Consider the following 13575-nt stretch of genomic DNA (forward strand, 5'->3'; position numbering starts at 1 on the left):
GCCCGGGTGGCGGTGTCCGCCGCCCAGCTGACGGGGGAGGCGGTGCGCACCGTGACGGAGCTGGCCCTGCGGCACCGGTATGTGCTGCTGGACCTGCCCGGCGGCGGGGAGGAGCTGTGCCGCCAGCTGCGGCGGGAGTACGGCGTGTCGGTGCTGCTGGGGCCGTCCAAGGAGCAGATGGAGGGGGCGGAGGCCCTGGTGCTGTTCGACCCCCGGACGGATTTGGCGGCCAAAAACCCGGTGGTGCTGACGCTGTACGGCGAGACGGCGCCCCTGCCGGCGCTGGCCCTGCCCCCGGCGCTGGAGGAGCAGCTGCCGGACGGCGCGGACCGGGGCCAGCTGCTGGCGGCGCTGCAGGAGGCGGGGGTGCTGAAGCCCGGACAGATGGCGGTGCAGGCGTCTTGCCGCTTGACAATCTGAGGGGCAGACTCTATAATACTACTCTATGATAATATAGAATAAGTATGTGCAGAGGAGACCGGGGGGTCTCCTCCAGCAAAAGATAGCAGAAAGGATACGGACTGACATGGAAAAAGAGTACAAAATGAGCGCTGCCCGGGCCCAGGAACTTCAAGAGGAGCTGAACTACCTGAAGACCACCCGCTCCGACGAGGTGGCCGAGCAGATCAAGGTGGCCCGGGGCTTTGGCGACCTGAGCGAGAACAGCGAATATGACGAGGCGAAAAATGAGCAGGGCAAGCTGTACTCCCGCATTGCGGAGCTGGAGGAGATTCTCCAGCACGTGGTGCTGGTGGACGAGAGCAACGCCCCCACCAACGTGGTCACCATCGGCTGCAAGGTGGTGGTGGCGGACGCCTCCGGCAAGGAGATGCCCGCCTACAAGATCGTGGGCTCCCAGGAGGCGGACCCCATGCACGGCGTGATCTCCGAGGAGTCCCCCTTCGGCCGGGCGCTGCTGGGCGCCAAGGAGGGCGACACCGTCACGGTGGAGGCGCCCCGTGGTTCCATCGCCTACACGGTGATGAAGATCGAGCGATAAGGAGAGAGACATGGCTGAACAAAAGAGACCGGAGCAGCCGGAGCTGGATTTGAACCAGCAGCGCCTGGTCCGCCGGGAGAAGCTGGCGGCCCTCCAGGACGCCGGACAGGACCCCTTCCGGCAGACCCGCTTTGACTGGGATACCACCTCCCAGCAGATCAAAGACCATTTCGACGCCATGGAGGGCCAGTCCGTGAAAGTGGCGGGCCGCCTGATGAGCAAGCGGGGCATGGGCAAGGTCAGCTTCTGCGATCTCCAGGACCGGGACGGCCGCATCCAGCTCTACGCCCGCCAGGACGAGATGGACGAGGACACCTACAAGGCCTTCAAGAAATACGACATCGGCGACATCGTGGGCGTGGACGGCGAGGTGTTCCGCACCCAGCGGGGGGAGATGAGCGTCCGGGCCAAGGACATCACCCTCCTCTCCAAGTCCCTGCTGCCCCTGCCGGAGAAGTTTCACGGCTTACAGGACCGGGAGCTGCGCTACCGGCAGCGGTACGTGGATTTGATGGTGAACCCGGAGGTGAAGCGAAACTTCGTCATCCGCTCCCAGTTCATCCGCTTCATGCGCAGCTACCTGGATGGCCTGGGCTATATCGAGGTGGAGACCCCGGTGCTGAACACCATCGCCGGCGGCGCCGCGGCCCGGCCCTTCATCACCCACCACAATACCCTGGACCTGGATATGTACATGCGCATTGCCACGGAGCTGCCCTTGAAGCGGCTGATCGTGGGCGGCATGGACCGGGTGTACGAGATCGGGCGCATCTTCCGCAACGAGGGCATGGACCCCAAGCACAACCCGGAGTTTACCACAGTAGAGCTCTACCAGGCCTACACCGATTTCCACGGCATGATGGACGTGGCGGAGGGCATCCTCTCCGGCGCCGCCAAGGAGATTCTGGGCACCTACCAGGCGGAGTGGCAGGGGGAGAGCATCGACCTGACCCCCGGCTGGCGCCGCCTGACGATGGTGGACGCCGTGAAGGAGTACGCGGGCATCGACTTCGGCGCCGTCAGCGGCGACGAGGAGGCGGTGGCTGCGGCGAAGGCCGCCGGCGTGGAGCTGGCGGAGGCGGCGGAGAAGACCTGGGGCAACGCCCTGTACGCCTGCTTTGACCAGCGGGTGGAGGAGCAGCTGGTTCAGCCCACCTTCATCACCATGTATCCCGTGGAGGTCTCCCCCCTTACCAAGCGGAGCCCCGCGGACCCCCGGCTGACGGAGCGGTTCGAGCTGTTCGTCTGCCGCAGCGAGCTGGCCAACGCCTACTCCGAGCTGAACGACCCCATCGACCAGCGCCGCCGCTTTGAAAAGCAGGTGGAGCAGCGGGAGCGGGGCGACGACGAGACGGAGATGCTGGACGAGGACTTCCTCAACGCCCTGGAATACGGCATGCCGCCCACCGGCGGCATGGGCATGGGCATCGACCGCTGCGTGATGATGCTCACCAATTCCGACAGCATCCGGGAGGTCATTCTCTTCCCGACCATGAAGCCCCTGGACTGACCGGGGATCCCGATTGTTACCGACAGAGAGGAGGCCGCGGGCCATGGAGCGCATCACCAGCCGCACGAACCCCCTTTGCACCCACCTGCGCAAGCTGGCGGCCTCCGCCTCTTACCGCCGGACCTCCGGCGAGTTTGTGAGCGACAGCCCCAAGCTGCTGGAGGAGGCCCTTCTCCACGGCGCGGACCTCCGCGCCGTGGTCTTCTCGGAGGGGGCCGGCGTGCCGCCCCTCCCCGCCGGGGTGCGGGTAGTGGAGGTGCCGCCGGACGTGATGAAGTCTCTCTCCCCGGCGGAGACCCCCCAGGGGGTTTTGTCCATCTGCGGGCTGCGGCGCCAGACGCTGCCGCAGACGCTGCCGGGAAAGCGCTACGTAGTGCTGGACGGCGTGCAGGACCCGGGCAACGTGGGCACCATCCTCCGCACCGCCGACGCCTTTGGCGCCGACGGGCTGTTTTTGGTGAACGCCTGCGCGGACCTCTACAACCCCAAGACTGTCCGGGCCACCATGGGGGCGGTGTTCCGCTGCCCAGTGTGGTCCTGCGGCGTGGAGGAGCTGGCGGCGCTGCTGGCGGCCAGCGGCCTGCCGCTGTACGGCGCGGCTCTCCGGGCCGACACCGTGGACGCCCGGCAGACGGATTACGCCCGCTGCGCCGTGGCCATCGGCAGCGAGGGCCGGGGCCTCTCGGCGGAGGTGCTGGCCGCCTGTACGCAGACCGTGCGCATCCCCATGCGGGACCACTGTGAGTCCCTGAACGCCGCGGCGGCCGCCGCGGTGCTGCTGTGGGAGGCCGCCCGAAACGACTGAGGAGGAGACGCTGTGCTGAAATTCTGGCTGTGGATGACGGAGCTGCCGGGGCTGACGAACCAGACCCGGCTGGCGCTGCTGCGCCATTTCGGGGACCCGGAGAGCGTCTTTTACGCCGACCAGGGGGAGATCCTCCTGACAGAGGGCATCACGCTGGAGCAGGCGGCGGCGCTGGAGGACCACAATCTGGACAACGCCAACCGGATTTTGGCGGAGTGCCAGCGGCTGGACCAGCACCTGCTCACCATACAGGACGCGGCCTACCCCGGCCGCCTGAAAAACATCTACGACCCGCCCTGCCTGCTGTACTGGAAGGGCCGCCTGCCCGCCTTCGACGAGGAGGCGGCGGTGGCCGTGGTGGGCACCCGGAACTGCACCCCTTACGGCACCGCCTGCGCGGAGAAGCTGGGCTACGGCCTGGCCCGCGGCGGTGCGCTGGTGGTCAGCGGCATGGCCAGGGGCATCGACGCCGCCGCCACCCGGGGCGCCCTCCGCGCCGGCGGCATGGCCGTGGGCGTCACCGGCGGCGGACTGGACGTCCGGTATCCGCCGGAGAACCGCTATCTCTACGAGGACGTGGCCGCCGCAGGCGTGCTGCTGTCCGAATACCCGCCGGGGACCGAGCCGGCCGGGCGGCACTTTCCCGCCCGGAACCGCATTCTCTCGGGGCTGTGCCTCGCCACGCTGGTGGTGGAGGCGCCGGAGCGCAGCGGTGCGCTCATCACCGCCGAGACGGCCTTGGAGCAGGGCCGGGACGTGTTTGCCGTCCCCGGCCCCATTGACGCGCCCAACAGCGTGGGCTGCAACCGCCTTATCCGGGACGGCGCCGGACTGACCGCCGATGCCTGGGACATCCTGCGGGAATATGAGGCCCGCTTTCCGGCAAAGCTCCGAGAGGAGCCGGCCCGGGAGCAGCCCAAGACCCTGGGCTATCAAGCCCGGCAGGCAGCGCCGCCCAAGGAGGTGCCGCCGGTGCTGGACCTGAGCACCCGGAGCTTCCCCGCCGACCAGCTCGCCCTGCTGTGCGCCCTGCCCGAGGAGGCGCCCATGGCGGTGGACGATCTGATCGACGCCACCGGCATCCCCGCCCGGCGGGTGCTGGCGGCCCTGACCCTGCTTGAAATCGAAAATTTGGTCCGGCAGCACAGCGGAAAACGCTACACCCGCGCCGTGACCTTGTCCGGAGCGCCGGACGTATAAAAACGCGCCCCCCGCCGGGGACGTCTGGAGGTAACTATGGCAAAGCACAGCCTGGTCATCGTGGAGTCTCCCGCGAAGGCCAAGACCATCGGCAAATATCTGGGCAAGGAGTTCGAGGTGAAGGCCTGCATGGGCCATCTCCGGGACCTGCCCAAGAGCACCCTGGGCGTGGATTTGGAGCACGATTTTGAGCCGGTTTACAAGCCCATCAAGGGGAAGGAAGAGATCATCAGCGACCTGAAAAAGTCCGCCAAGGCGGCGGACATGGTCTATCTCGCCACCGACCCGGACCGGGAGGGCGAGGCCATTTCCTGGCATTTGAAGCACCTGTTGAACCTGACGGACGACAAGACCCGCCGGGTCACCTTTAATGAGATCACCAAAAAGGTGGTGCAGGAGAGCATCCGGGAGCCCCGGGACATCGACCAGAACCTGGTGGACGCCCAGCAGGCCCGCCGCATCCTGGACCGGATTGTGGGCTATCAGCTCAGCCCCCTGCTGTGGAAGAAAATCCGCCGGGGCCTGTCCGCCGGGCGGGTTCAGTCCGTGGCCACCCGCATGGTGGACGACCGGGAGCGGGAGATCGAGGCCTTCCAGCCGGAGGAGTACTGGACCCTGGACGCCAACCTCCTGGGCGCCGACGTGCAAAAGCCCGCCTTCGCCGCCCGGTATCACGGCAAGGACGGCAAGAAGGCGGAGCTGAAATCCGCGGCGGAGGTGGACGCCGTGGTGCAGGAGACGGAGCGGGCGGTCTTCACCGTCAAGAGCGTGAAGCGCACCGATAAGCAGCGCTCCCCCTCGCCGCCCTTCACCACCTCCACCCTCCAGCAGGAGGCCTCCCGCAAGCTCTCCATGACCCCCCGCCGCACCATGGCCATCGCCCAGCAGCTCTACGAGGGCGTGGACATCGAGGGGGAGGGCACCGTGGGCCTCATCACCTATATGCGTACCGACTCCCTGCGGCTGAGCGAGGAGGCCATCGCCGCCGCCAAGGACTTCATCGTGGGCCGCTACGGCCAGGCCTATTACCCCGCCAAGGGCCCCAACCACTACAAGGCCAAGGCCACCGCCCAGGACGCCCACGAGGCCATCCGCCCCAGCAACGTGGAGTGGACGCCGGAGCTGCTGAAAAAGGACCTCACCGGCGAGCAGTACCGCCTCTACCGCCTGATCTGGAGCCGCTTTGTCTCCTGCCAGATGGCCAACGCCGTGTACGACAGCGTGGCAGTGGACATCGAGGCGGAGCGCCACAGCTTCCGGGCCACCTCTTCCAGCCTGAAATTCTCCGGCTACACCGCCGTGTACGAGGAGGGAAAGGACGAGGAGAAGGAGGAGAAGGAGTCGCCGCTCCCCGCCCTCCAGGAGGGGGAGACGTTGACGCTGCGGGAGTTCTCCAAGGACCAGCACTTCACCCAGCCCCCCGCCCATTACACCGACGCCACCCTCATCCGGGCCATGGAGGAGCAGGGCATCGGCCGCCCCTCCACCTATGCGCCCACCGTGTCCACCATTCTGGACCGGGAGTACGTCATCAAGGAGGGCAAGTACCTCCACATCACCAACCTGGGCCGGGTGGTGACGGAGCTGATGAAGGACAAGTTCTCCGACATCGCGGATTTGAAGTTCACCGCCAACATGGAGCAGAAGCTGGACCACGTGGAGGACGGCGGCACCCCCTGGAAGGGGGTCCTGCGGGACTTCTACGGGGACTTTGACCAGAGCCTGCAAAAGGCGGAGAAGGACCTGGAGGGTGTGCGCATCAAGGTGCCCGACGAGGTGAGCGAGGAGATCTGTCCGGAGTGCGGGCGGAATCTGGTGGTGAAATCCGGCCGGTTCGGCCGCTTTCTGGCCTGCCCGGGGTATCCGGAGTGCAGTTTCACCATGCCGCTGGTGGTGGAGATGCCGGGCCGCTGCCCCAAGTGCGGCGGGCGCATCATGAAACGCACCGGCACCAGCAAGAAGACGGGCAAGCAGTACACCTATTACTGCTGTGAGCATATGAACAGCCGGGACGAGGCCGCCAAGTGCGACTTCATGACCTGGGACGTGCCGGTGAAGGACGACTGTCCGGTGTGCGGCCAGACCATGTTCAAAAAGGCGGGGAAGGGCTTCAAGAAGCCCTTCTGCATCAATGTCGCCTGCGCCAACTTCCTGCCGGAGGAGAAGCGGGGCTATCCCAAGAAGCCCGCCGCCACGGCGGAGAAGAAGGATGGGGCCGATCCGGCGGAGGGGGCGCCCGCCGAGGCTTCCGGGGCCAAGAAGGCGCCTGCGGCGAAAAAGGCCCCTGCCAAAAAGACGGCGGAAAAGGCCTCCCCGGCCAAAAAGACCACGGCCAAGGCATCCGCAAAGACCGCCGCCAAGAAACCCGGGGCCAAAAAGACCACCGCCAAGAAGCCTGCGGCGAAAAAGACGGCCGCCAAGAAGGCGGAGGCCTAAAGCAGTTCCCGGAATACCGCCCAGCCGGTGCAGAACAGCGCCTCCAGGTCCATCTGCGCCTGCCGCTCCCGGGTCTCCATCAGCGCCTCCAGGAGGGTGAACTGGTCTGGAGACAGGCAGCTTTTGAGGGCTTCCCTCTGGGTGTCCCAGCGGGAGGAGAGCAGGAGATAAGCCGGGCCCGGGAGATAGTCTTGGAGGCGCCTTTCCAAGATGTAGCTGAAAAGGCAGTTCATGGAATCGTTCATACACGTAACCGTCTATAATTGAACTTTGAATTCAATTATAGTGAAGTTTCGATATCAAGGGGCTGTTATGAAAGTTTTTGCAGAGCGATTGAAAGAGTTGAGGAAAGAGTGCCGTATGACATCCAAAGAGATGGCGGAGTATCTGGCAGTTTCTCAGCGGGCGTATCTGTACTACGAATCTGCAACCCATTATCCGGATGTTCCCGGGCTGATGAAGCTGGCGGATTACTTTGGGGTGACTACGGATTACCTCTTGGGCCAAAGCAATCGCCGCACCTGACCGGGTGCGGAGGAGTGTGGGGCGTTGCCCCACGGGAATGCACCCCCCATGGCGTCGTCGCAAAGTCCGCTTGCCTCCGTTTCCGCCTGCGGCGAAAACTGCGCCCGCTCCCTTGCTCCTCCGCTCCCCACAGAGACCGCTTCGCTGGGTCTCTGCGGGGACCCCAAAACGTCTTACCGAAAAGAAAACGGGCCGTGCACGGTCCAAAAGAAAGGCGCTTATGTCCACATCTGCGCCCATGCGGGCGCAGTGTGGGGACGCGGGTCTTAGAAAGAGACCTTGGGTGGAAACTTGTTTGTCGAAGCGTTGGGCGCGGGTTTGGGCCAATCTCGCCCCAGATTTCCACCCGCGACCGGGAATTGCGTTGGAATGGTGCAAAACTGACTTGACTTTCTTCTCCCATCCGCTGCCGCTCCCCGATCTCGCAGTGGCGTTTGCCAAGTAATCACCCAGGCAGCGCTGAGCGAAGCGGGGAGCGCGGAAAGCGGAGCAGGGGCTATTCGACAACCACCCCGGCCTCCTCCGCACCCCCAATCGCGGGAGCCGAACTCCCAAAGTTGTACCATGTCGGGCGCGAACCGGTAGAAGGCCCTCCAAAAACCGGAAGCACCGGCTCCGAAGACCCCCGCTGTGCGAAGTTGACCCCAGAGGGGTCAATTTCGCAAGGAAAAAGCGTTTTTCTTTTGGACCGTGCACGGCCCGTTTTCTTTTGCAAGACAAAAGAAAATGGGGGGTGCATTCTATGGGGCAAAGCCCCACACCCCCGTCCCGCCCCTGTGGGGCGGAAATCCCCGTCCCCGCCCGGCGGCGGCATCCCCCCGTCCCCGCGCCGGATGCGCGGTTACTCCCGTCCCCCGATCCGTGGGACCAAGAAAGGACCACTGACATGAATGTAACGGTTATCGGCGCTGGCCTCGCCGGCAGCGAGTGCGCCTGGCAGCTGGCCCGGCGGGGCATCGACGTCACGCTCCGGGAGATGAAGCCGGAGAAGAAGACCCCCGCCCATATCACGGAGCACTTCGCGGAGCTGTGCTGCTCCAACTCCCTGCGCAGCGACCAGCTGGAAAACGCCGTGGGCCTCTTGAAGGAGGAGCTGCGCCGCATGGACTCCCTGATTCTCGCCTGTGCCGACGCCACCCGGGTGGAGGCCGGCGGCGCCCTGGCGGTGGACCGCCACGGCTTTGCCGCCCTGGTGACGGAGCGGGTGCGGAACCATCCCCGCATCACCGTGGTTCCCGGCGAAGTGACGGACCTCCCCGCCGAGGGGGAGGTGGTGGTGGCCACCGGCCCCCTGACCTCCGACGCGCTGGCGGACAGGCTTCAGTCCCTGCTGGGGACGGACAGCGGCCTGCACTTCTACGACGCGGCGGCCCCTCTGGTGTCCGCCGAGAGCGTGGACATGGAAAAGGCGTGGTTTGGCTCCCGGTACGACCGGGGGAGCGCAGATTATGTCAACTGCTCCATGAACCGGGAGGAATACGACGCCTTCTGGGAAGCCCTGACCACCGCCCAGGAGGCGGAGGTCCACGGCTTTGAGGACGGCAAGGTGTTTGAGGGCTGCATGCCGGTGGAGGTCATGGCCCGCCGGGGCCACGACACGCTGCTCTACGGCCCGCTGAAGGCCCGGGGGCTGGACGACCCCCGCACCGGCCGCTGGCCCTACGCCGTGGTGCAGCTGCGGCGGGACAACGCCGACGGCACCGTGTACAACATGGTGGGCTTCCAGACCCACCTTCGCTTTCCGGAGCAGCGGCGGGTGTTCTCCATGATTCCCGCCCTCCACGACGCGGAGTTTCTCCGCTACGGCGTCATGCACCGCAACACGTTTTTGAATTCCCCCCGTCTGCTGGACCGGTATTACCGGCTGAAAGCGGAGCCCCGCATCTCCTTCGCCGGGCAGATGACCGGGGTGGAGGGGTATGTGGAGTCCGCCGCCAGCGGCTTTCTGGTGGGGGTGGAGACCGCCCGGCGGCTGCTGGGCCAGCCCCCTGTGGACTTCCCCCAGGAGACCGCCGTGGGCGCCCTGGCGCTGTACGTCTCCAACCCCTCCGTCACCCAGTTCCAGCCCATGAACATCAACTTCGGCATCATGCCGCCGCTGGACCATCGGGTGAAGGGGAAGCGAAACAAGAACGCGGAGCTGTCGGCCCGGTCTCTGGCCATCATTGAGGCAAAGAAAGAGGAGGTCCTGACATGAAGATCATCGTAGACGCCATGGGCGGCGACAACGCCCCCGGAGCCATCGTCCAGGGGGCGCTGGACGCCCACCGGACCCATGGGGTGGAGATTCTGCTGGTGGGCCGGACGGCGGAGGTGCTGCGGGCCGTGGAGGCCTGCGGAGAGAAGACCCTGCCCGCCGGGGTGGAGGTGCGGGACGCCACGGAGGTGGTGGAGATCGCGGACGATCCCGCCACCGCCTTCAAGATGAAAAAGGACTCCTCCCTGACGGTGGGCTTGAACCTGCTGAAAGAGGGGGCGGGGGACGCCTTCGTGTCCGCCGGGTCCACCGGCGCCCTGCTGGCGGGGGCCACGCTGCTGGTCAAGCGCATCCGGGGCATCCGCCGGGCCGCCATGGGCCCCGTGATTCCCACCGCCGCCGGGCGGACCATCTTGTGCGACTGCGGCGCCAACGCCGAGTGCACGCCGGAGTACCTGCTCCAGTTCGCGTACTTGGGGAGCTACTATGCCAAGCGGGTTCTGGGGGTGGAGGAACCCCGGGTGGGCCTGCTGAACATCGGCGCCGAGGCGGAGAAGGGCGACGCCCTCCGCCACGAGACCCACGCCCTTTTGCGGGAGGCGGGGGACGCGGGCCGCATCCGCTTCATCGGCAACATCGAGGCCAACGAGGTGATGCTGGGCGGGGCCGACGTGGTGGTGGCCGACGGGTTTACCGGCAACGTCATGCTCAAGAGCTTGGAGGGCACCAGCAAGTTTTTGCTGAAGGAATTGAAGCGGATGTTCCTCTCCGGGACCAAGACGAAGCTGGCCGCCGCCCTGGTGAAGAGCGACCTGGCAGAGATGAAAAAGCTGCTGGACCCCAGCGAGGTGGGCGGCACGCCGTTTTTGGGCATCTCCCGCCCAGTCATCAAGGCCCACGGCTCCTCCGACGCCCGGGCCGTCTGCAACGCCGTGCTCCGGGCCAAGGAGTACGCCGAGAGCGGTTTCATCGCGGACATCCAGCGGGACATCGACCTGATGAAGGTGGAGCGGTTTCCAGAAAAAGCATAAACCCTCTTGACAGGGGCGCGTCACTTGCCGTATGATTACCCCAACAAGCATAGAACATGAGGAGTGAACGTCATGTCGATTGAAGAAATTTTCCAGACGATGCGGGACCTGGTGGCGGAGCAGTTTGCCCTGGAGCCGGAGGAGGTCTCTATGGACACCGCCTTCGAGGAGGATCTGGGCGCCGACTCCGTGGACCTGGTGGAGCTGGTCATGGCCATGGAGGAGGAGTTCGAGGTGGGCGAAATCCAGGAGGATGAGCTGGGAACGCTGAAAACCGTGGGCGACGCCGTGAACTACATCGCCGGCAAGCTGAAGTAAATCAGGGAAGCCCCGCGCTGGCGCGGGGCTTCCTTTTGGAGAGGACCGTCATGCAGGAACTGGAAAAGAAACTGAACTATACCTTTCGGGACCAGCGGCTGCTCAGCGAGGCGCTGAGCCACAGCTCCTACGCCAACGAGCACCGCGCCGTCCACCTGAACAGCAATGAGCGGCTGGAGTTTCTGGGGGATTCGGTGCTGGGCTTTGTGACGGCGGAGTTCCTTTTTGTCCAGCATCCCGACCTGCCGGAGGGGGACCTGACCCGCATCCGGGCGGCACTGGTGTGCGAGCAGAGCCTGTACGAGGTGGCGCAGAAGCTGGACCTGGGCCGGTATTTGAAGCTGGGCCGGGGGGAGGAGGCCGGCGGCGGCCGGGAGCGGACCTCCATCCTGGCGGACGCCACGGAGGCGGTGTTCGCCGCGGTCTACCTGGACGGCGGCATCGGCGCCGCCTCCGCCCTGATTCACCGCCTGCTGCTGGAGGCGGAGAAGGAAGAGGTGGTGGAGGAGCGCCGCCGGGACTACAAGACCGCCCTTCAGGAGCTGGTCCAGCGCCAGGCCGACCAGGTGCTGACCTACCGCATGGCCGGGGAGCAGGGGCCGGACCACGCCAAGACCTTTGTGGCGGAGGTGCTGCTCAACGGCCGCGCCCTGGGCAGCGGTAGCGGCCACAGCAAAAAGGAGGCCGAGCAGGCCGCCGCCCGGGCCGCGTTGGAGCGCCTGGAGGAAGCATAAGAGCGAGGGACCGCCTTCCGGCGGTCCCCTTTCCGTTCCCGGGCGGGGCGGCGCCGGAGGCCGCGGAAATATGACTGGAATTTGCAGGCCGCCCATGCTATACTATCATCGTATGAGAATTTGAATTGATTGAAGGAGTGTGAGGCCAATGTCACTGCTGTCATCCATGCTGCTGGGCCTGATCCAGGGTGTGGCGGAATTTCTGCCCATCTCCAGCTCCGGCCACCTCGCCATTGCGGAGAACCTGCTGGGCATGTCCGGCGCCGCCGACATCCCGGAGTTTTTTGACGTGCTGCTGCACCTGGGCACGCTGGTGGCGGTGTTCGCGGCCTACTGGGAGGATATCCGGGAGATGGTCGTGGAGCTGTTCTGCGGCGTCCGGGACCTGGCCCGCCGGTCCACCCCCAATCCTGTCCCCCCCGCCCGGCGGATGATTCTGCTGATTATCGTGGGCACGCTGCCGCTGTTTGTGGTGCTGCCCGTCAAGAGCCTGGTGGAGGGCCTGGGGAACAACATGTACTTTGTGGGCGGGGCGCTGGTGGCCACCGGCTGCCTGCTCTTCGCCAGCGACCGGGTGAAGCGGGGCCGCAAGACCGAGCGCACCGCCACCATGCTGGACGTGCTGCTGGTGGGCGTCGCCCAGGCGGTGGCCACCTGCCCGGGCATCTCCCGCTCCGGCACCACCATCACCGCCGGGTGCTTCGTGGGCTTTGACCGGCGATTTGCCGTCCGCTTCTCCTTTTTGCTGTCCATTCCCGCCATTCTGGGGGCCAACATCCTCAGTTTGAAGGATGCCCTGGCGGCCAGCGTTCCCTGGGAGGAGGTGCCGGTGTACCTGGCGGGGGTGGCGGTGGCCGCCGTGGTGGGCTATGCCTGCATCCGCCTGCTGAAGCTGATCGCCGACAAGGGCAAATTCGGCTTCTTCGCCTACTACTGCTGGGCCGCCGGCGCGCTGACCCTGCTGCTGCAATTCCTACAGAAGTAACGACCTGAAAGACCACATCGGAGGTACATACCGTGGCGTCCACGACACAAAAGAAGACCACAACCACCAAAAAGAGCGGCGCCTCCCGGGCCAAAAAGCCGCCGCAGAAGCAGCCCATCCGCCGGGAGGTGGGGGGCTTCCTGCTGCTGGCCCTGGCGCTGTGCATCTTTGTCAGCTATTTTCATGCCAGCGCCATCCTCATCGACGCGCTGGCGGTGCTGCTGAAGGGCCTCTTCGGCTACGGCTATTATCTGGCGGGCCCGGCGGTGCTGCTGGCGGCGCTGATTCTGCTGTTCCACCACGGCCGCCCCGTGCGGCTGCGGGTGAGCTGCGCGCTGCTGCTGCCGCTGTTGGGCGGCACGCTGGGGCACATGCTGCTGTGCAAGGAGACCTACCGCTCCTCCATCGCCATCCTGCGGGATCTGTGGCTCTCCGGCCAGGCCATGATCTCCGGCGGCGCCGTGTCCGGCAGCCTGGCGGAGGGGTCCGTGGCGGTGTTTGCCACGTTTGCCTCCGTGGTCATCTTCGCGGTGCTGACGGTGATCGCGCTGATGACCGCCCTGCACTTGACCCTGGGCGCCCTGCTGGAGCGGCACCGGGCGCGGCCCCGCTATGAGGAGGAGCCGGAGACCCCCGCCATCCGCGTGGTGCCTGCGGAGCCCGCCCGGCCCCAGCGCCGGAGCGGGGAGCGGCCCCGGATCGACATCCCCCTGGACGACGCCGCCCCTGCCGCCCCCGCCGCCCCGGCGGAGGCACCGGTTCGGAAGGGCTTTACCGGCTTCTTCCGCCACAAGTCCGAGCAGCTGAAAACCCCGGACCAGGTGCTCTGGGAGA

The 13575-nt window shown here is 66.1% G+C and carries 12 protein-coding genes and 2 pseudogenes; 13 read left to right on the forward strand and 1 reads right to left on the reverse strand.

Features of this window, described 5'->3' with window-relative positions:
- The 6 genes and pseudogenes from QZS21_RS10725 to topA all read left to right on the forward strand — a co-directional run.
- A pseudogene (locus tag QZS21_RS10725) lies at positions 1-420 on the forward strand (hypothetical protein); the annotation flags it as partial.
- A 106-nt stretch (positions 421-526) separates the two neighbouring features.
- Positions 527-1000, forward strand: coding sequence for a transcription elongation factor GreA (gene greA, locus QZS21_RS10730; protein WP_295583228.1), 474 nt, complete (start codon positions 527-529; stop codon positions 998-1000).
- A 10-nt stretch (positions 1001-1010) separates the two neighbouring features.
- Complete coding sequence (gene lysS / locus QZS21_RS10735) at positions 1011-2510, forward strand: lysine--tRNA ligase (RefSeq protein ID WP_295583230.1); 1500 nt, start codon at positions 1011-1013, stop codon at positions 2508-2510.
- A gap of 43 nt (positions 2511-2553) precedes the next feature.
- A complete protein-coding gene (locus QZS21_RS10740) occupies positions 2554-3315 on the forward strand; it encodes an RNA methyltransferase (protein WP_295583232.1) in 762 nt (253 codons plus the stop codon).
- 12 nt (positions 3316-3327) lie between these two features.
- Positions 3328-4515 (forward strand): DNA-processing protein DprA, encoded by a 1188-nt coding sequence (dprA, locus tag QZS21_RS10745; RefSeq protein ID WP_295583234.1) that lies wholly within the window; start codon positions 3328-3330, stop codon positions 4513-4515.
- A gap of 36 nt (positions 4516-4551) precedes the next feature.
- Positions 4552-6951: a type I DNA topoisomerase gene (topA, locus tag QZS21_RS10750; RefSeq protein WP_295583236.1), complete on the forward strand. Its 2400-nt coding sequence runs from the start codon at positions 4552-4554 to the stop codon at positions 6949-6951.
- Here the strand turns inward: topA and QZS21_RS10755 are convergent.
- On the reverse strand, positions 6948-7196 hold the full coding sequence (locus QZS21_RS10755) for a hypothetical protein (RefSeq protein WP_295583238.1): 249 nt from the start codon (positions 7194-7196) through the stop codon (positions 6948-6950). The two genes, topA and QZS21_RS10755, sit on opposite strands and share 4 nt — an antisense overlap.
- A gap of 67 nt (positions 7197-7263) precedes the next feature.
- Here QZS21_RS10755 and QZS21_RS10760 point away from each other — a divergent pair, with 67 nt between their 5' ends.
- The 7 genes and pseudogenes from QZS21_RS10760 to QZS21_RS10790 all read left to right on the forward strand — a co-directional run.
- Positions 7264-7476 (forward strand): helix-turn-helix domain-containing protein, encoded by a 213-nt coding sequence (locus tag QZS21_RS10760; protein ID WP_295583240.1) that lies wholly within the window; start codon positions 7264-7266, stop codon positions 7474-7476.
- Positions 7477-8362: 886 nt separating this feature from the next.
- Positions 8363-9673 (forward strand): methylenetetrahydrofolate--tRNA-(uracil(54)-C(5))-methyltransferase (FADH(2)-oxidizing) TrmFO, encoded by a 1311-nt coding sequence (gene trmFO / locus QZS21_RS10765; protein ID WP_295583242.1) that lies wholly within the window; start codon positions 8363-8365, stop codon positions 9671-9673.
- Positions 9670-10704, forward strand: a complete 1035-nt coding sequence (plsX, locus tag QZS21_RS10770) for a phosphate acyltransferase PlsX (RefSeq protein ID WP_295583244.1) — start codon at positions 9670-9672, stop codon at positions 10702-10704. The genes trmFO and plsX overlap by 4 nt, the downstream gene beginning before the upstream one ends.
- Positions 10705-10776: 72 nt before the next feature.
- Positions 10777-11022 carry an acyl carrier protein gene (acpP, locus tag QZS21_RS10775; RefSeq protein ID WP_295583246.1) on the forward strand — a complete coding sequence of 82 codons (246 nt, stop codon included), beginning with the start codon at positions 10777-10779 and terminating at the stop codon, positions 11020-11022.
- A gap of 50 nt (positions 11023-11072) precedes the next feature.
- Positions 11073-11756 carry a ribonuclease III gene (gene rnc / locus QZS21_RS10780; RefSeq protein WP_295583247.1) on the forward strand — a complete coding sequence of 228 codons (684 nt, stop codon included), beginning with the start codon at positions 11073-11075 and terminating at the stop codon, positions 11754-11756.
- A gap of 148 nt (positions 11757-11904) precedes the next feature.
- Complete coding sequence (locus QZS21_RS10785; protein WP_295583248.1) at positions 11905-12741, forward strand: undecaprenyl-diphosphate phosphatase; 837 nt, start codon at positions 11905-11907, stop codon at positions 12739-12741.
- A 32-nt stretch (positions 12742-12773) separates the two neighbouring features.
- Positions 12774-13575: pseudogene (locus QZS21_RS10790) on the forward strand (DNA translocase FtsK); the annotation flags it as partial.

Source organism: uncultured Oscillibacter sp. (assembly GCF_900544955.1).
Taxonomy (GTDB): Bacteria; Bacillota; Clostridia; order Oscillospirales; family Oscillospiraceae; genus Oscillibacter.